Annotated in this window: 16 protein-coding genes; 13 read left to right on the top strand and 3 right to left on the bottom strand. The window is 38.1% G+C overall.

Going from position 1 to position 18,605, the window contains the following annotated elements:
• Positions 1–39 precede the first annotated feature (39 nt).
• The 3 genes from CKJ95_RS12870 (at position 40) to CKJ95_RS12860 (ending at position 2,846) form a co-directional block, all read left to right on the top strand.
• The gene (locus CKJ95_RS12870) at positions 40–858 is read left to right on the top strand and encodes an NAD-dependent epimerase/dehydratase family protein (protein ID WP_099353827.1); all 819 of its coding nucleotides are present in this window, start codon (positions 40–42) and stop codon (positions 856–858) included.
• Positions 859–1,418: 560 nt separating this feature from the next.
• Positions 1,419–1,988, top strand: coding sequence for a YdcF family protein (locus tag CKJ95_RS12865; RefSeq protein WP_257215791.1), 570 nt, complete (start codon positions 1,419–1,421; stop codon positions 1,986–1,988).
• A gap of 141 nt (positions 1,989–2,129) precedes the next feature.
• The gene (locus CKJ95_RS12860; protein WP_099353825.1) at positions 2,130–2,846 is read left to right on the top strand and encodes a polysaccharide deacetylase family protein; all 717 of its coding nucleotides are present in this window, start codon (positions 2,130–2,132) and stop codon (positions 2,844–2,846) included.
• Between the two features lie 60 nt (positions 2,847–2,906).
• On the opposite strand, the gene CKJ95_RS12855 is transcribed toward CKJ95_RS12860, so the two are convergent.
• The 3 genes from CKJ95_RS12855 to CKJ95_RS12845 all read right to left on the bottom strand — a co-directional run bounded on the left by CKJ95_RS12855 (position 2,907) and on the right by CKJ95_RS12845 (position 6,833).
• The gene (locus CKJ95_RS12855; RefSeq protein ID WP_099353824.1) at positions 2,907–4,229 is read right to left on the bottom strand and encodes a (Fe-S)-binding protein; all 1,323 of its coding nucleotides are present in this window, start codon (positions 4,227–4,229) and stop codon (positions 2,907–2,909) included.
• A complete protein-coding gene (gene glcD / locus CKJ95_RS12850) occupies positions 4,226–5,638 on the bottom strand; it encodes a glycolate oxidase subunit GlcD (protein ID WP_099353823.1) in 1,413 nt (470 codons plus the stop codon). Before glcD ends, CKJ95_RS12855 begins: the two co-directional genes overlap by 4 nt.
• A gap of 91 nt (positions 5,639–5,729) precedes the next feature.
• Positions 5,730–6,833 (bottom strand): CdaR family transcriptional regulator, encoded by a 1,104-nt coding sequence (locus CKJ95_RS12845; protein ID WP_099353822.1) that lies wholly within the window; start codon positions 6,831–6,833, stop codon positions 5,730–5,732.
• Positions 6,834–6,989: 156 nt separating this feature from the next.
• Between CKJ95_RS12845 and mnmH the strand changes: the two genes are divergently transcribed.
• The 10 genes from mnmH (at position 6,990) to CKJ95_RS12795 (ending at position 18,494) form a co-directional block, all read left to right on the top strand.
• On the top strand, positions 6,990–8,054 hold the full coding sequence (gene mnmH / locus CKJ95_RS12840; protein WP_099353821.1) for a tRNA 2-selenouridine(34) synthase MnmH: 1,065 nt from the start codon (positions 6,990–6,992) through the stop codon (positions 8,052–8,054).
• A gap of 166 nt (positions 8,055–8,220) precedes the next feature.
• Positions 8,221–9,483 (top strand): DUF5667 domain-containing protein, encoded by a 1,263-nt coding sequence (locus tag CKJ95_RS12835; RefSeq protein WP_099353820.1) that lies wholly within the window; start codon positions 8,221–8,223, stop codon positions 9,481–9,483.
• A gap of 147 nt (positions 9,484–9,630) precedes the next feature.
• Positions 9,631–9,990, top strand: coding sequence for a hypothetical protein (locus tag CKJ95_RS12830; protein ID WP_099353819.1), 360 nt, complete (start codon positions 9,631–9,633; stop codon positions 9,988–9,990).
• A 12-nt stretch (positions 9,991–10,002) separates the two neighbouring features.
• Positions 10,003–10,563: a sugar O-acetyltransferase gene (locus CKJ95_RS12825; RefSeq protein ID WP_099353818.1), complete on the top strand. Its 561-nt coding sequence runs from the start codon at positions 10,003–10,005 to the stop codon at positions 10,561–10,563.
• 315 nt (positions 10,564–10,878) lie between these two features.
• Entirely contained in the window at positions 10,879–12,249 is a 1,371-nt protein-coding gene (locus CKJ95_RS12820) for an NAD(P)-dependent oxidoreductase (RefSeq protein ID WP_099353817.1), read from the top strand.
• Positions 12,250–12,279: 30 nt separating this feature from the next.
• Positions 12,280–13,563, top strand: coding sequence for an NAD-dependent dihydropyrimidine dehydrogenase subunit PreA (gene preA / locus CKJ95_RS12815; protein WP_099353816.1), 1,284 nt, complete (start codon positions 12,280–12,282; stop codon positions 13,561–13,563).
• A gap of 31 nt (positions 13,564–13,594) precedes the next feature.
• The gene (gene hydA / locus CKJ95_RS12810) at positions 13,595–15,013 is read left to right on the top strand and encodes a dihydropyrimidinase (protein ID WP_099353815.1); all 1,419 of its coding nucleotides are present in this window, start codon (positions 13,595–13,597) and stop codon (positions 15,011–15,013) included.
• 135 nt (positions 15,014–15,148) lie between these two features.
• The gene (locus CKJ95_RS12805; RefSeq protein WP_099353814.1) at positions 15,149–16,465 is read left to right on the top strand and encodes a solute carrier family 23 protein; all 1,317 of its coding nucleotides are present in this window, start codon (positions 15,149–15,151) and stop codon (positions 16,463–16,465) included.
• 33 nt (positions 16,466–16,498) lie between these two features.
• Positions 16,499–16,711 (top strand): hypothetical protein, encoded by a 213-nt coding sequence (locus CKJ95_RS12800; RefSeq protein ID WP_099353813.1) that lies wholly within the window; start codon positions 16,499–16,501, stop codon positions 16,709–16,711.
• Between the two features lie 175 nt (positions 16,712–16,886).
• A complete protein-coding gene (locus CKJ95_RS12795; RefSeq protein ID WP_099353812.1) occupies positions 16,887–18,494 on the top strand; it encodes a PucR family transcriptional regulator in 1,608 nt (535 codons plus the stop codon).
• The last annotated feature ends 111 nt before the right edge of the window (positions 18,495–18,605 follow it).

Here is an 18,605-nt window from a genome sequence, read left to right as displayed (position 1 = left end):
ACTTTAACAAGTAAGACAAGTCTAAAGGGGAGCAATACAATGAAAAAGAAGATTGCCATCATCGGTGGGAATGGCTTGATCGGTTCGATTCTTGAAGCAGGGCTTAGTGACAAGTACGACATCACTATTCTAGATAAAAAGGTAGACGATCTACCAAATCACGTCGAAGTAGATGCGACAAATTTTGAAGAACTGATTCGTAAAATTCCAGCTGACTGTGATGCACTCGTTAACCTGTTGAATGTTAAAACAAAAAACGATTTTAAAGATGTTACTCAATTTCGCAAAAAGACCGAAATTCATTTCCTTGCATCCTTTTATATTTTAAGAGCTGCAATTGACCTTGGTATAGGTAAGGTGGTCTATGCAAGCAGCAATCATGTAACAGATTTTTATGAGAAAGATGGGGTTTCGGCATTTGGCCGTGAAATTACTGTTGATGATTATCCCTACTCAAGGAATTTGTATGGCACACTTAAATTGGCATCTGAAAATATCGGACATATTTTGGCCTATGAGGAGGAAAACAATCTTTCTGTCATTAATTTGCGAATTGGCAGTGTCAGACTTGATGAAGTGAAGGATTTACAAACAAATCCACGGATAAATAAAACATTACTAAGCCACGAGGATGTCATCCAATTATTTGATTTAGCGATTCAATCAACGGTGAAGTTTGGGACATATTATGGGGTGTCAGATAACAAGGACAAACCTTGGTCAACGGTTAACGCAACCCGAGAACTTGGATTTGTCTCAAAGATGAATTCACAGGATGTTTTAGCAAGGGCTGATATCGAAATGGACAGTTTTCTGCCCTTTTACGAAGATCTGGAAAATCAAAATTGGCTTAACTAAAATGAAGCTGAGGAACACCCAGTGTAGGGTTTTACGAATGGTTATATACAAGAATTCATATAAAGCATACGCAAATCTTACTTACGTATGCTTTTATTGAATTTTTTCTTAAAAACGATACACAAATGGATGGATTTTACAATTCTTATCACTTTTTGAATGATTTCTTCCTTTTTTTGGATTTTACGAATGGTTTTATTATGCAAATCCCTAGAAATGCATACGCAAATCTTTTTTACGTATGCTTTAATTGTTTATTTTCATAAAAACGATACGCAAAAGGATGATTTTTACAATTACCATCATTTTTTTAAGGATTTTTACCTTTATTTGGATTTTATGAATGGTTTTATACTGGATTCAACATAAAAGCATACGCAAATCATTTTTACGTATGCTTTTATCACCTTTTAACTCGAAAACGATACACAAGTGGTTAATTATTACATTTCTTATCTCTTTAGAAATTACTTCTACTACTAGAGTCCTTCATTCTCCTTTTGATATAATAATAGAATAACCTTGAAGGGGTTGTTACTAATTTGAAAAAGAGGAAAATGATGTTACTTTTATTAGGAATTTTACTCATTATTGGGGTTGTTTATTTCGGAAGCATTCATTATAAAATATCTCAGTATGTGGATACAGCGCCTCCCAAAAATGCCGATTATTTGATCATTCTTGGAGCCAAGGTGAATGGAGAAATTCCGTCCCTTGCGTTACAATACCGAATTGAAGCGGCGGCCGAATATGCGAAGGAAAATGAGAACACGATTTTAATTGCCTCAGGTGGCATGGGGCCGGGTGAGGATATTACAGAAGCGGAAGCGATGAGAAGAGTGCTTGTGGAAAAAGGGATATCTGAATCAAGAATCTATCTAGAAGACCGCTCAACGAGTACTTATGAAAATATTAAATTCTCAAAAGAATTTATACCTAAGGATGCGAAGCTAGGGATTGTAGTGACAAATGATTATCATCTTTACCGTTCAGTCCAAATTGCCAAAGACGCTAATTTGAAGGTCAACGGACTACCGGCAAAAACTCCAAGAATTACTTTGGTAAAAGCATACGGCCGCGAGTATTTGTCCGTAACAAAATATTATATAGAAAAGTATTTACTAAAATAAATTAATCATGCATGACAAAGGGCGAGGAGACAATCTCGTCTTTTTTTATTCCGTAATTAAATTCCATTGGCTAGCCTAATAATTATCAAAAAAAATCCATAAACTACCCAATAAAGCTTTATGATAGAAGGGGGCACTTTTTTGGGAAGATGTATAGTAATGGTTGTTCTTTTCCTATTTTTAAATCATATCCCTGCACAGGCAACAGAACGCTTTGACTTTGAAAAAACGGGTAAGGCCACCTGGGAAGTGAAGACAGATGAGAAGATGGTAGCCGTCACATTTGACGATGGACCAAGTCCAGTTTACACACCACAAATTTTAGACGTTTTAGCAAAGCATAAAGCAAAAGCCACTTTTTTTGTTGTTGGAAAACATGCAATTAAACACCCTGAAATCATTCGTCGAGAAGTATTGGAGGGGCATGAAATTGCAAACCATACCTTTAATCATTCAAATATTGTACGTGATTCCCAAAAACTTGAAAATGAAATTGAAATAACCACCGACACTCTTAAAGAAATAACCGGATTTAGCCCAACTCTTTTTCGCCCAGTTGGTGGGAGTTACAATGAGGTTATTATTAACACTGTAGCAGAAAATGGATATCATGTTGTTTTATGGTCTTGGCATCAAGACACGAAGGATTGGAAAAATCCAGGGGTTAACAGAATCACGAAAAGGGTTATTTCAGGTGTGAAACCAGGAAACATTATTCTTTTTCATGATTCAGGTGGAAATCGAACGCAAACCGTTCAAGCATTAGACCAAATACTCACAGAACTAGAAGAAGAAGGATATGAATTTGTTACTGTATCAGAAATGCTGTTCCGGACCCAAATAAAACAAAGTAATTAGATATATATGTAAACCAAAGAATCGTCTCTGATACCAAGACGATTCTTGTTTATTTTTAACCTATTTCTCAATGGCTTCAAGTAATAAATCAACAATATGAACGGCTCGCATTTGATCCGACAAGCCTTCCCGTTCGATGCCAAGTTTCATCTGCAGCAAACAACCGGGATTCGCTGTGACAATTGTTTTTGCTTGTGTATCTTTAACGTTTTTCATTTTTGAATCTAATATTTTCATCGACATTTCAGACTCTACAATATTATAGATGCCAGCAGAGCCGCAGCAGCTGTCCGCATTTTTCATTTCCAGATAAGTTGCGCCATTAATAGATTGAAGTAGCTCTCTAGGTTCAGACGCCGTCTTCATTACATTTCGCAAATGGCATGAATCTTGGTAGGTGATAATTTGTGCATCAAGGGAAAGCTCTTTTTTATGAAACTCTAATTCTACCAATACGGATGAGATATCCTTAAGCTTTCTCGAAAATGATTTCGCTCGTTCTGCCCACTGGGGTTCATCTTTTAGAAGGTGATCATAATCAATTAAAAAGGCACCGCAGCCACCCGCATTCGTGATGATATAATCAGCTTCAATCTCTTCAAAGGCCGCTATATTTTGTTTTGCTAGTTCCTTCGCTTTGTTTTTTTCGCCACTATGCCCATGTAAAGCCCCACAACAAGCCTGTGTTTTTGGGATGACAATCTCACAACCTGCCAATTGAAGGAGCTTCATGGTGGCATCATTTGTTTTCATAAACATCGTATCCATTAAACAGCCTGTGAAAAAGGAAACCTTTTTCTTTCGTACACCGATAGGTTCAAGATGGTATGGTCGATTTTTTAGTTCCTTTAAGGATGGCACGTCTGGAAGTACGCGTTCCATAGTAGCAAAGCTATCAGGTAAAAACTTCAAAAGACCACTTTTTTGAACTGCCTTTTGCATGCCAGAGCGCTGGTAGACACCAAGTAAACCGGTTAAAGTTCGCATCCGATTTTGATGGGGGAAGAGACCCTCAAAAACCGTATTTCTTATAGCTTTCACAGGTAGCGAATGCTTTTTATTTTGATGTACGATATCTCTTGCTTCTTCTAAAAGGTGCCCATAATTAACGCCTGAAGGACAAACTGGTTCACAAGCTCGACAGCCTAAGCACATATTTAGTGATTTTTCGAAGTCCTCATCAGGTTCAATAAGCCCGTCCACCACTGCTTTCATTAAAGCAATTCTTCCCCTTGGTGAGTGAGATTCTTGATAACCGGACTCGATATAGGTAGGGCAGGTAGGAAGGCAAAACCCACAACGCATACAGTTTAATAATTCATTTTGATCCATCCGGGATTGGAATTCTTTTTGGATTTTTTGTTGTTCGTTTATCGTTGTCATTTTGAAACCACCACGCGTTTCCTAGAATCCTTTGCAAACATCTTACCTGGATTCATAATGTTGTTAGGATCAAGCCCCGTTTTAATTGCTTGCATCGCGGCAATCCCCGCCGCACCTAGCTTCATTTCAAGATAAGGTGCTTTCATTACGCCAACCCCGTGTTCACCGGTAATCGTACCGCCAAGCTCAATCGCCTTTTCAAAAATTTCTTCAAACGCCTTCTCAACGCGCTCAATTTCTTCACGGTCTCTGACATCTGTTAAACAAGTAGGGTGGAGATTTCCATCTCCGGCGTGTCCAAAGGTACAAATATTCAAGTCGTATTTTTTTGCGATTTCTCCAATTGCATTTACCATGTTTGCAATTTCAGAGCGGGGTACAGTTGCATCCTCCAAAATGGTCGTCGGTTTTAAGCGTGCAAGAGCAGAAAGTGCAGCACGTCTAGCTGTTCGTAAGGCTTCAGCTTCTTCCTCAGATTCCGCAGATTTCACAGAAACCGCATGTTCTTCCTTGCAAATCTCTTTGATTCTAGCAATATCGCGTTTTACAATTTCAGCAGGACCATCCTGTTCAATAAGAAGAACTGCTTTTGCATCAGTTGGTAGTCCGATTTTTGCAAAGGCTTCGACCGCTTCAAGAGTAGGTTGGTCAAGAAATTCTAACGTAATTGGGATGATTTTACTTGCGATAATCTTTGAAACCGATTTAGCAGCTGACTCCAAATCCTGATAAAGGGCAAGAATGGTCTCTTTCGTTTCAGGCATTGGAATGAGCTTAAGTGTGGCTTCGGTAATGATGCCAAGTGTGCCTTCTGAGCCAACAAATAGGCGAGTGAGGTCATATCCAGCAACATCCTTCGCTAGCTTTCCTCCCGTTTTAATGATTTCACCATTCGCCAAGACAGCCTCAAGCCCCATGACGTAATCTCGTGTTACCCCATATTTAAGGCCACGTAAACCACCGGAATTCTCGTTAATATTGCCTCCAATAGTCGATATTTTCATCGAACCAGGATCTGGTGGATAAAATAAACCTTTTGCCTCTACAGCAGTTGTCACCTCCTGAGTGATTACCCCAGGTTGGACTGTTATCGTTAAATTCTCTTCATCAATTTCTAGAATCTTATTTAAATGTTTAAAAAGAAGGACAACTCCACCCTCAGTTGGGCAAGTACCTGCACAGAGATTTGTCCCGGAGCCGCGAGGGACAATCGGAATCTTGTATTCATTACATACCTTGACGATTTCGGATATTTCCTCTTTGTTTCGAGGAGAAATCACTGCATCAGGCATCGACTGGAATTGTGGTGTCGCATCATACGAATACACAAGTCGACCAGTTTTTGAATCATCATAATTTTCAGGCCCGACAATTTTTAAAAATTGCTGCTTAACATTTGAATCAATCATGAGAACGCCTCCAAAATATCTTCTTATCTATAAGCATAAAAAAAAGCGGATAGTTCCGCTATGTAGAAAGCTACAAATCTTTTTGAATTTATCAGGTAAATTTTATAGAATCATCCAAAAATAAAATGCCTAGGTAAAGTGCCACTAAATCCGCGAAGTTTCGAGGGTGTAGACCGGTAACTTCTTCGATTTTGTTAAAACGGTAGGATAATGTATTAACATGAATATGAAGCGAATCCGCCGTTTCTTTGACGGATTGATTTTGTTTAATAAATTCAAGTAAGGTTTTCAATAAATCAGGGTCATTCAGAAGTTTAAAGATTGTACGCGTAACGAATTCCGTTTGCACCTTGCCACTGGTTTCATGAACGAGCATCTCCAATTTTAAGTCATCATCAAATTGGATGGAGTTAGTCCGTTTAGCTACCTGAAGGGCGCGATTGGCTTCATCAAATGATTTCTTGATAAAAAAATCCTCACTTCCCACCCCGAACGATACTTGCACAGAGAAGATAGCTTCTAATTTCCTTTTTATGCTTCGGAGTATTTTATGTATTTGTTCTTTTGTGCGTTCATTTAACAGGAGAAGGAATCGTTCATTGCCCCATCTGACTAGAATTTCTTTTTCATTTAAAAATGAGCTTTGCTGTAGCCGATTACATATATTTCGAAGAGGAATTTCTGTGTTACTTTTAATAGAACCGATGACAACTTGACGTTTAATTTCAGTATCGATACTTAGATGCTCGGCACGCTTCAAAAATTCTTCAGATTCTTCCTTCGTTTGAAGCCAATCAAAAACAAAGGTTTCAAGTGCACGAGACTCTAATTCCATTTGCTCAGCATAGTAGCTCTCTTGAATTAAAAGCTCCGTCATTTTTTTCAAAAGTTCTCCGTAAGCAGATACTTTTTCAGGGTTTCCAGTAATACCAATAACCCCAACAACTTTGTGCTGGTAAAAAACCGGTAAATTGATGCCTGCCTTTACCCCTTTTAAGTGATTTTCCATATCGTTTGTGATGATCATTTTCTTTTGATCCCTACTTGAATGGAGGGCACCTTCGTGAAAACTTCCGATTCGACTTGGATCAGTACTTGCAATAATCGTTCCCGAAACATCTACGATAATAATATCCTCATCAATTAATCTACGTACTTCTTTTATAATTTTTTTTGCAAGGGATGGTATAAGCATAAAGACTCCTCCGACATCAATCATTATATTCATTCTATCATTTCAAAAAATTAATGTAATTGCATCTTTTAAGCTAAAGTAGTTTTTCTGATTTATAATAGGAGAGAGAGAATGTGGAAATAGTGTAGATAGACACTTTGGAAGGGAAGAAAATAGATGTTTCAAGATATATCTGTGGACGAATTACGGGAATTACAGAAGGAGACACCGATCGCCATTGTTGATGTGCGTTCCCCTTCTGAATTTGCTGAATCTAATATACCTGGTAGTGTAAATATCCCCATCTTTACGGATGAAGAACGTGCAGAAATTGGAACCGTTTATAAACAAATTAGTCCAGATGCGGCAAAGGAAAAAGGACTTGAAATTGTTTCTGCCAAACTTCCCAATTTTATAAAAGAGTTTTCGAAACTCCCTGAGGATGAAAAGGTTGTTTATTGTTGGCGCGGAGGGATGCGTAGTAAGACATCAGCAACCCTGATTGATTTAATGGGAATTAATGCAAAACGACTAATTGGAGGAATCCGTGGGTATCGAGAATGGGTTGTTGAGAAATTAGAAGAGCTTGCGACTGATTTTAAACCAATGGCCTTGGTCATTAATGGATACACAGGCTCCGGGAAAACAAAAATTCTAAACGAGCTTGAGAATAAAGGATATCCGGTTCTTGATTTAGAAGGAATGGCAAATCATCGTGGATCGGTTTTTGGGATGATTGGGAAAAAGCCACATAATCAAAAGGTATTTGACTTACTGTTGGTGGAACGTGTGCTTCAGATAAAAGATTCTCCTTATGTCTTATTGGAGGCTGAAAGTAAGCGTGTTGGCCGAGCAACGGTACCGGAATTTGTACTAACATTGAAGGAAGAAGGATACCATATTTTTGTAGACTTGCCGATGGAAGAGCGCGTGTTAAACATTTTAGAAGATTACCGTCCGTGGGAGTTTCCAAACGATTGTATGGCTGCCTTCCAACGAATTAAAAAGAGAATCCATACCCCAATTGCAGCCCAAATTGAAAAAGATCTTGAATCGGGAGACTATCACTCAGCCGTGAAATTACTATTAGAATATTATTATGATCCAAGGTATCACTACACAGCAGAACAAATTGCAGAGGACAGAAGCAAAGTACTGCATGTGAAAAATGTAAAAGAAGCCACCCAATTGATTGAAGAGTTTATTACAGAAAAAATGTTGAAGTCACCAACAAAGTCCTAACAAGTAACTAAGACCTAGTGCCAATCGCACTAGGTCTTTTGGCAATTTTTTAGCATTTCATTAGACTTATGAATCATATATTCTTTTTTTAGTAATAAACGGACATATATCTGTCAGCTTTCGTCGAATGCTTTTATCGTATTTTATAAATAGGGGGAACTCATAAATGTCGAAACGCAATTTCAAAAAGTCTATTGTAAGCGGAACAGTAGCATCAGCACTTATTTTATCATTAGCAACACCAGCCGCTTTTGCAAACGAGGAAGGCACTGAGCAAGATACAGTTGTTACGGAAGAAACAGTTGAACAAATTCCTGTAAACTACGGGACATCTGTAGAAGAAGTTGTAGAAGAAAACGTTGGTGAAGAAGCTACTGAGGAAGTAGTCGAAGGCGAAGAAAAGACAGATGAAGAGGCTACTGAGGAAGTAAGCGAAGGTGAAGAAGTAACAGAGGAAGAAAATACTGAAGAAGTTGAATCAGAAGAGAATGAAGTAATTGCTGAAGATGAGGCAACTGAAGAGGAAGTTCAAGCGGAAGAAGCACCTTCTTTAGTACCTGGAGATTTCTTTTATTTTGTAAAACAAATGATTGAAAAAGTACGTCTTGCAGTAACTGTTGATGATTATAAAGAAGCAAAACTTTTAGCTGATTTTGCGGCAGAGCGTATCGCAGAAGCAAATGCTTTAATAGCTGAAGGTAAAACAGAAGAAGCTGAAGAGTTGCTTCAAAAAGCAATTGAAACTCAAGAAGCTGCAACTGAAACTCTAACAGATTCTGAAGAGGTTGCTAACGAAGAAACAGAAGCAACAGAAGAAGATGCTGTTGAAGAAGCAGCAACAGATGAGGAAGTTGTTAAAGAAGATGCAGTTGTAGAAGAGGACGCTGCTGTTGATTCAGAAGGAACAGAAGTTGAAGTGAAGCTTGCAAATAACATTGACGCATTAGCTGCAGCACTAGCAAATGTGAAAAATCCAACTGCTCAAAAAGCGTTAATGAAAAATATTCAAAAATCATTTGCAAAATTAGACAAGAAGCTTGCAAAACTTGAGAAAAAGGCAGAAAAGTTTGCAGCTAAGCATGCAGAAGAAGCCAAAGAACCAGTTGTTGGGGAAGAAGTAGTAGTTGAAGATGTAGCGGTTGAGCCAGTAGTGGAAGAAACAACTGAAACAGAAGTACAACCAGTGGTTGCTGCTCCTGTAGTAGAAAAGAAACAAGTAAAAGTAAACGAAAAGCGTGATCAAGCTCTAGAAAAGGCACAAGAGAAGAAACAACAAGCACAAGTTAAAAAGACTGAAAAACAACAACAAGCAAAAGAACAAAAGCAAAATAATCATGCAAACAAAAACAATGGCCAAAACAAAGAGAACAACGGTAAAGGTCAAGGCAATGGTAACAGCCAAGGTAAAAACGGAAACGGACAAAACTAATATCTAACGGATAATTTATTCAAGGGAAGAAATCAAATCGATTTCTTCCTTTTTATTTTTGCCACATTCGTCTACATTTCCAAAAATTAACTTTATATGATGAATGTGTTATGATTAAGGAAGTACTTACCTTAGGAGGACGGATAAATGACTACCGTAAAACGTAACGGAGTTAACAAAATTTCATTCGAAAATGAGCGTGCCTACTGTTTGACACAAGTGATTGACAGGACAGATAACAATGTTACCAAGAAGATGGTTGTACGTGATAAAAAAATGGGTATTGATTTTTCCGTTATCATTCCAATCAAGCTGAAAAAAAATGGAGATGTTCATTACTATGCTCCGAAGGAATTTATGGTAAGAGGAAAAAAGGTAGGCAAGAAGAATACGATGGCTAAATATTATGATTCCCTAGGTGAGTGGGAATCGTTTCAGAATGAATTTATAAATGATTATAATTTAAAAGTAAATAAATTGATCTACAAGGATTCAGATTTTAAGTAGGTGTACATTGTAATGAAGACAGAAAAACAAAAAATGGTAGATGGTGAGCTGTATAATGCCGCAGACCCTGAGTTAGTAAAAGAAAGAATTAATGCTAGACGACTAACAAGACTATACAATCAAACGATTGAAACGGACGATGAAGTACGTGAGAGACTCCTAAAGGAGCTTTTTGGTAGCACTGGGAAGAATCTTTATGTTGAGCCTACATTTCGCTGTGATTATGGGTACAACATCCATGTTGGCGAAAACTTTTATGCGAATTTTGATTGTGTGTTTTTAGATGTATGTGAAATTCAGATCGGTGATAGTTGCTTCATCGCACCAGGTGTTCACATTTATACTGCAACTCACCCGTTACATCCAGTTGAAAGAGTCACCGCTGGAGAGTTCGGTAAGCCTGTAACGATTGGGGACAATGTCTGGATTGGTGGAAGAGCCATCATCAATCCTGGAGTGAAGATCGGTCATAATGTTGTCATCGCTTCCGGGGCGGTTGTCACGAAAGATATCCCTGATAATGTTGTTGTTGGAGGGAATCCAGCGAAGATTATCAAAGAGATTCATGTATAAGAGATTAAACAGAGCGGAGGTTAAAAAGCTACTATTCATTGTGGCTTAAATCTCTCGCTCTTTTTTTTTGGTCTTTTACATTATGAGTAGAAAACAGCTTTTATCTTTTAACACTCTGTATAATGCAATCGTACTAGTTAATAAGTAAAATAGACATAAAGTTCATATTTTTCGGACAACTGCTCCTGCTTAGTCATAAAAAAGAGTAGTTAATACTAATATTAATTGAAAACGCTTTCTATTTGTAGGTTTATATAGTTGCAATGTTGTGGCCTTATGATATTGCAACTTCCACTATATAAAGGAGGTAAATCTATGAGTCTTTCAAACACTAGAATTTCATATCAGGATTTAAAAATGAATTTCAATGAAGTGAACCCTGGATTAACTAACCGCGAAGCTATTGAAGAATCGAATCGTTGCCTTTATTGCTATGACGCCCCTTGCATTACTGCCTGCCCTACCGGTATTGACATCCCTACCTTTATCAAAAAAATTGCTTCTGGAAACGTAAAAGGATCAGCAAAAACCATTATGAAATCCAATCCTATCGGAGCTAGCTGTGCTCGGGTTTGCCCAACAGAGGAACTTTGTGAGGGTGCCTGTGTTTTAAATCATTCCACAAAACCTATCATGATTGGTAATTTACAAAGATATGCAACAGACTGGGCCATACGAAATGAACAAGTACTTTTCGAACCAGGTAAGAAAAATGGAAAATCAGTTGCGATTGTTGGGGGTGGGCCTGCTGGACTTTCGGCAGCAAGAGAACTTGGTTTACTCGGCTATGATGTTACTATTTTTGAGGCAGCGGAAAAAGCTGGAGGCTTAAACACTTACGGAATTGTCTCATTTAGACTTCCACAGAATATATCATTCTGGGAGGTTAAGCAGGTAGAAAGCTTAGATGTAAAAATCCGAACCAATACTAGAGTTGGAAAGGATATTTCTGTAGATGAAATTCTTAATAACTTTGATGCTGTCATTCTAGCAATTGGTATGTCAAAGGTGCCTTCTCTTGGTATTGATGGTGAGGAATTGGATGGAGTTTATGACGCAATCGATTTTGTAAAAGAAACAAAAACAAAGCCAATTTCAGACCGCTTCTTAGGTAAGAAGGTTGTAGTGATTGGTGCAGGAAATACAGCAATTGATGGAGCCACATGTTCAGTCCGATTGGGAGCGGAAAATGTAAAAATCCTCTATAGACGAACGATTGAAGAAATGACTGCCTATGATTTTGAATATGAATTTGCCAAACAGGATGGTGTTGAATTTAGATGGCTAACAGCGCCTAAAAAAATTATTGGTGACGAACAAGGACGTGTTAAAGCAATCGAATGCATCAAAATGGAGCTGGGTGAGCCGGATAAAGATGGGCGGAGACGTCCTGTACCAATTGAGGGCTCTGAGTTCATCTTAGAGGTTGATGCGGTCATTAAAGCCATTGGTCAAACAAGATATATAGAGCTTATTGAACAATTTGGTCTTGAGCATGATGGTGGAGTTGTGAAAATTAATCAAGAAACCCTCCAAACATCCAATAATAAGGTTTTTGCATGTGGCGATGTGATTTTTGGAAAGGGTCAAGGAGAAGCAATGGTTGTTTCAGCCGCACAGCAAGGTAAGGATGCGGCATATGCGATTCACAAGGTCATGTTTGGTGCAGTTTCCGAAATCGTGTAAAAAACGAAAAGGTCAAAAGGAGGCATATCTATGGCAGATTTACGAATAAATTTAGCAGGTATAGAATCGCCTAATCCATTTTGGTTGGCTTCTGCTCCTCCAACAAATTCCGGATACCAAGTGCAACGGGCATTTGATGCAGGCTGGGGTGGAGCAGTATGGAAAACATTAGGTGACCCCATTTTAAATGTCACTTCCAGGTTTGGAGCTGTTAGTTTTAATGGGCAACGAGTAGCAGGGTTTAACAATATTGAATTAATTTCAGACCGTCCATTAGAGGTGAATCTAAAAGAAATTAAAGAAACAAAAAAGCTCTTTCCCAATCATACAATCATTGCCTCACTAATGGTTGAACCAAAACAAGAAAAGTGGCATGAAATCGTAAAGAGAGTGGAAGATGTAGGTGTAGATGGACTAGAACTCAATTTTGGATGTCCACATGGTATGGCAGAAAGAGGGATGGGTTCTGCATCCGGTCAGGTACCTTCACTGGTAGAACAACAAACCTATTGGGTAAAAGAAGTTGCACAAACACCGGTTATTGTGAAACTTACTCCAAATATTACAGATATCACAGCTACCGCAGAGGCTGCTACTAGAGGGGGAGCCGATGCCATTAGTATGATTAATACAATTAATAGTTTAGCAGGAGTTGATTTAGACACGTGGAATACGATTCCACATGTCGGGGGTAAAGGTGCGCATGGTGGATATTGTGGTCCAGCTGTAAAGCCGATTGCTCTTAATATGGTTGCTGAATGTGCAAGAAGCCCACATATCAACATTCCAATATCAGGAATCGGTGGAATTTCAACATGGCAGGATGCAGTTGAATATATGTTGATGGGAGCATCAGGGGTTCAGGTGTGTACCGCTGCTATGCATCACGGCTTTAGGATTGTTGAGGACATGATTGAAGGGTTAGATAATTATCTGGATGAAAAAGGGATTGCTTCAGTTATGGATATCGTTGGAAAAACAGTGCCTAGATATTCTGACTGGGGTGACCTTGACCTTAACTATAAAATTGTAGCGAGGATCAATAATGATGTTTGTATCAACTGTAATAAATGTCATATTGCATGTGAAGATACATCACATCAATGTATCGACATGCTTAAGGACGGAAATGGCTACAACATTTTAAAAGTAAGAGAGGAAGACTGTGTCGGTTGTAATTTGTGCTCGATTGTATGTCCTGTTGATGGAGCGATTGATATGGTTGAAGTCCCAAGTGGATTACCTCCAATGACATGGAATGAGCGTCAGGCGGCACTTGGTGCAGTTAGTTGTAAAATTGACTCTGTAAAATAAAAGGGATTTCGTTCTTTGAGGGGGACTTTGGATGAAAAAAGTGATCAAGAATGGAACAATTGTAACAGCAACAGATACTTATCAAGCAGAAATTCTTGTGGAGAACGGTGTCATAAGTCAAATTGGGAAAAATCTTCCGACTGAAGGTGCAGAAGTAGTTGATGCAAATGGATGCTATGTTTTTCCAGGCGGAATTGATCCGCATACTCATCTAGAAATGCCGTTCGGAGGAACAGTCTCTAAAGATGATTTTGAAACCGGAACAATTGCAGCTGCCTTTGGAGGAACAACGACGGTTATAGATTTTTGCTTATCGAATAAAGGAGAACCTCTGAAAGATGCAATTCAAACATGGCATCAGAAGTCAAAAGGGAAAGCAGTTATTGATTACGGCTTTCATCTCTCTATCGGAGAGGTATCGGATGCTGTCTTAAATGAGCTTCCATCCGTGATCGAAAATGAAGGAATCACATCCTTTAAAGTATTTATGGCATACAAAAATGTGCTTCAGGCAGATGATGAAACTTTATTTAAAACATTAGTTGTGGCAAAAGATTTAGGAGCACTGGTCATGGTTCATGCTGAAAATGGTGATGTCATTGACTATCTTGTGAAAAAGGCATTAAGTGAAGGAAAAACAGATCCAATCTATCATGCATTAACAAGACCACAGGAAATCGAAGGGGAGGCTACAGAAAGAGCTGCAACCTTTGCAGGACTTGCAAATTCTCAACTTTATGTTGTTCATGTTACTTGTGCAGATGCTGTAAAAGCAATCACAGCAGCAAGAGAAAAAGGATTTGATGTATGGGGAGAAACATGCCCTCAATATTTAGTCCTTGATCAAACCTATTTAGAAAAGCCAGATTTTGAAGGAGCTAAGTACGTTTGGTCTCCTCCACTACGAGAAAAGTGGAACCAAGAGGTGTTGTGGACTGCATTGAAAACAGGACAACTTCAAACGTTTGGATCAGATCAATGTTCATTTGATTTTAAAGGACAAAAAGAGCTTGGTTTAGGTGACTTCTCTAAAATTCCTAATGGAGGTCCAATGATTGAGGACCGATTAACTGTTTTATTCTCAGAAGGTGTAAAAAAGGGACGAATTTCACTTAATCAATTTGTAGATCTAACATCTACTAGAGTGGCAAAACTGTTTGGGTTGTATCCAAAGAAAGGCACGATAGCAGTCGGTGCAGATGCTGATATTGTCATTTTTGATCCGAATATTGAGCGGACGATTTCGGCCGAGACTCACCATATGGCAGTTGATTACAGCGCATTTGAGGGAATGAAATTTACCGGAGAACCAGTATCCGTTCTTTCTAGAGGAGAATTTGTTGTCCGTGATAAGAAGTTTGTTGGAAAATTAGGAGCAGGTCAATTTATTAAGCGTGCAAAGTACGGAGAAAATTACGAAGTTGTAAAAGATAAAACAGCTACAATTTAATTTATGGGTTAAAGAGGGGGGAGTATAACTCCTTCCTTCATTTGAGATGAGGAAATGAGGTGAATATACGCCAAGATAATTCAGAATATTTAAAATTTAAGCTTTGACAAAAACAAATGAAAAGGGGGATTTGGTATGAGCAGTGAAGATTCGAAGGTTGTTTTGGGGATAAACGAGACACCGCCACCAGGTAAGTTTTTGATTTTAAGCATCCAGCATTTGTTTGCTATGTTTGGTGCAACCATCTTAGTTCCGTATCTTGTTGGCTTGAGTCCAGGTGTAGCCCTTATTTCAAGTGGAATTGGGACGCTCACTTTTCTGATTATAACCAAAGGTCAAGTTCCAGCATATGTTGGTTCGTCATTTGCATTTATTGCCCCGATAATTGCGGCAACAGCAGCAGATGGTCCTGGTGCGGCAATGATTGGAAGTTTTCTAGCCGGTCTAGTCTATGGGATTGTTGCTTTAGTTATTAAAGCTACAGGCCATAAATGGCTAGTTAAATTACTTCCACCAGTAGTTGTTGGTCCAGTTATTATCGTAATTGGACTTAGTCTTGCACCGACAGCAGTTGGTATGGCAATGAATAACTCAAATGGTGAATATAGTCTCCTTCATTTTACAGTTGCATTAGTGACCTTAGCGATTGTTATTTTAAGCTCCATTTTCCTTAAAGGCTTTTTAAATTTAATTCCCGTTTTAATTGGAATAGTTGGAGGTTATATTTATGCTGCCATTGTTGGCTTAGTGGATTTATCTGGTGTTAAGACTGCAAAAATTTTCGAAGTACCTGATTTTCTTTTTCCATTTGTTCATTATTCTCCCACTGTAACTCTAAGTATTATTGCACTCATGGTACCTGTTTCAATTGTCACATTATCTGAACATATTGGACACCAAATGGTATTAAGTAAAGTCGTTCAAAAAGACCTTATTCAAAGGCCAGGTTTACATCGTTCGATAATGGGAGACGGGCTTGCCACGATGCTAGCAGCATTAATGGGCGGTCCTCCGAATACGACGTACGGAGAAAATATTGGAGTATTGGCCATCACGAGAGTATTTAGTGTCTTTGTTATCGGCGGGGCAGCTGTGTTTGCGATACTATTTGGGTTCATCGGTAAAATTACAGCTCTCATCAGCTCAATTCCCACAGCTGTAATGGGTGGCATATCTCTCCTTTTATTTGGGATTATCGCTGCATCTGGATTACGGATGCTTGTTGATAGTAAAGTAGATTTGGGTGATAAGCGTAACCTCATTATTTCATCCGTTATTTTAGTTGTGGGGATCGGTGGAGCCATTATGAAGTTTTCAGCAAACTTTGAAATACATGGTATGGCACTTTCAGCTATTTTGGGAGTGTTATTAAATTGGGCTCTACCTGGAGGCACTGTCGAGGAAGACGCCAATATTTATGAGGCTGATATCGACCGAGAAACGACTGCATAGTACCTGAAACATTAAACAAAGGAGTGTCAGTACATGTCAGAGTATCAAGTATTTTTGCAAGAGAGAGACAAAGTGGATTATTTCCTTCAAAAAGGCTATAAAATCACTAATGTAATAGAAAACCTAAGTGGAGCGTTCGTAGATTTTGAGAAAAAAGATGAAAAAGAAACCTTACACATTATCACCCCAGAAGGGCGTAAGTACTTTGCGGTAATGCTTATTAAGCAACAAGAAGAAGGTGCATAATGTTTTCTGTTCCAATATAAAAATAGTTAAAAGCCAGTACCCAGTGGTAAAGGGTGCTGGCTTTTTTGCGCCATTTAACAGGAAAGTTTAAAAAAATTGGAAAAACACTCCTTTAATGACAAGTTATCGCGTATAATAGAACTAATCTGAAAATTCAATTTAGGAGAGCTGTAGATTGAAATCATATATTACAGTTGATGATATTTTAAGTCGAAAGCACTTTGAAAGTATTAAAGTTATCGCCGGTAAAGAGGGACTCGGGCGACAAGTAAAATGGGTCCACGTTGTAGAAATCGTAAATATTAGGAATCTCTTAAATGGACATGAATTAATTCTTTCAACCGGTGTTGCTTGGAGGGATAATAAGGAGAAATTTATCTCCGTCATTGAGCAATTAATTGATTCGCAGGCAGCAGGTATTTGTATTGAATTAGGAATATACACCTCATCGATCCCACCAGAAATCATTGAACTCGCAAACAAGTCACAATTTCCAATAATACTTTTTTTAAAGGAAGTACCTTTTGTTGAAATCACCCAAGATATTCACGGGCTACTTATTAACAGCCAATATCAAATGATATCCAATCTTGAAAGTTACTCACAGGCATTAAATAAAAGATTATTAACCATCGATCATTATGTTGAAATTCTAAAATTTATTAGAAGCTATCTCCAAGTCCAAGTAATTATCCTCTTTACGAACAGGGAAACTCAATTTATTCCAGAAGCTACCGAGCAAAAACGTAAGAAACTACTTGAATTACTGCATTCGCAGACTGAAGATTCGACTTATATAGCCAAAATTCCAATCCATCTGTTAGGCGAAAGCTATGCAGAACTTGCGATCATTTCTGAGGATAGAGAGGTAACCGAATTTGACCACCTCATTTTGGATCGAACGGCAACTGCGCTTGCACAACTTTTTCTACGAAATCTATATGTAGAGGAGAAACAAAAAGTAGAAGAAACAGAATGGATCAATGATTGGTTGGACGGTGAACAAAATGAAGAATCGATTAAAGACTATTTAGCTCTTACTTCAACAAGTAAACCAAAGGGAGCTGTTGTATGTATTTGCAAAATAGATTCAATTGAAGATTATTCAACAAGTGATTTAACCTATTTCAAAATGTTTACTCGTGCCGTTTTTGAACAACAGGGATTTTCCCTTTACGTAGCAGATAAAAGAAACACAATTGTTTTTATCCTTCTCAATGAACGAAATCATGGGACGTGGAAAGCGAGAGTCCAAGATGGGATCCAAAGGTTAATGGACTCTGAGTCACAACTAGGTAATGACAAAGTCAAACCGATACTTGGCGTTGGAAAATTTATAGAAGAGCTTACTGATCTACATAAAAGCTATCAAACCGCTATTGAAACAATCCGAATTCAAAACCGTATGTCGATACCAGCCCAAAGCTATTTTTATGATGACTTACATATTTTTAGGCTTATTTCGTTACTTAACAGACATATCGATTTGCAGGAGGTTGTTCTAGAATATTTGGAGCCGGTCATTGCCTATGATAAAAAATATAATGGAAAACTAATGGATACACTTAAAACCTATTTATCATGTAACGGCTCGAAGCAAGAAACGGCAAAGCGTTTATTTGTAGTGAGGCAAACATTATATCACCGCATTCAAAAACTAGAAAAGCTACTAGGCTCAGACTTTATGAATCACGAAAAACGGCTCGCAATTGAATTTATGATTTTATCATATGAGTTTTTAATTTCATCAAAACAATTAAAAGAGAAAAAGGAAGTTTTATAGCCCACTAGAGTTAGTGGGTTTTTTCGTGCAAGGAGTATTCAAAGTGTGGAAAAATAACAAGCAGTTATTTTACAGAATGTCTAATGAAAGCATTTTCATTATGAGGGATAA

It is taken from the genome of Fredinandcohnia onubensis (assembly GCF_002734285.1).
GTDB lineage: Bacteria > Bacillota > Bacilli > Bacillales > Bacillaceae_L > Ferdinandcohnia > Ferdinandcohnia onubensis_A.
The sequence above is the reverse complement of the archived record's forward strand: the minus strand, read 5'-3'. Positions and strand labels throughout refer to the sequence as shown.

Coding starts and splice junctions, on each gene's coding strand:
- CKJ95_RS12865 (WP_257215791.1), top strand. CDS start 1,419: ATGTTACTTTTATTAGGAATTTTACTCATTATTGGGGTTGTTTATTTC.
- CKJ95_RS12835 (WP_099353820.1), top strand. CDS start 8,221: ATGTCGAAACGCAATTTCAAAAAGTCTATTGTAAGCGGAACAGTAGCA.
- CKJ95_RS12845 (WP_099353822.1), bottom strand. CDS start 6,833: ATGCTTATACCATCCCTTGCAAAAAAAATTATAAAAGAAGTACGTAGA.
- hydA (WP_099353815.1), top strand. CDS start 13,595: ATGAAAAAAGTGATCAAGAATGGAACAATTGTAACAGCAACAGATACT.
- CKJ95_RS12800 (WP_099353813.1), top strand. CDS start 16,499: ATGTCAGAGTATCAAGTATTTTTGCAAGAGAGAGACAAAGTGGATTAT.
- glcD (WP_099353823.1), bottom strand. CDS start 5,638: ATGATTGATTCAAATGTTAAGCAGCAATTTTTAAAAATTGTCGGGCCT.
- CKJ95_RS12855 (WP_099353824.1), bottom strand. CDS start 4,229: ATGACAACGATAAACGAACAACAAAAAATCCAAAAAGAATTCCAATCC.
- CKJ95_RS12870 (WP_099353827.1), top strand. CDS start 40: ATGAAAAAGAAGATTGCCATCATCGGTGGGAATGGCTTGATCGGTTCG.
- preA (WP_099353816.1), top strand. CDS start 12,280: ATGGCAGATTTACGAATAAATTTAGCAGGTATAGAATCGCCTAATCCA.
- CKJ95_RS12830 (WP_099353819.1), top strand. CDS start 9,631: ATGACTACCGTAAAACGTAACGGAGTTAACAAAATTTCATTCGAAAAT.
- CKJ95_RS12825 (WP_099353818.1), top strand. CDS start 10,003: ATGAAGACAGAAAAACAAAAAATGGTAGATGGTGAGCTGTATAATGCC.
- CKJ95_RS12805 (WP_099353814.1), top strand. CDS start 15,149: ATGAGCAGTGAAGATTCGAAGGTTGTTTTGGGGATAAACGAGACACCG.
- mnmH (WP_099353821.1), top strand. CDS start 6,990: ATGTTTCAAGATATATCTGTGGACGAATTACGGGAATTACAGAAGGAG.
- CKJ95_RS12820 (WP_099353817.1), top strand. CDS start 10,879: ATGAGTCTTTCAAACACTAGAATTTCATATCAGGATTTAAAAATGAAT.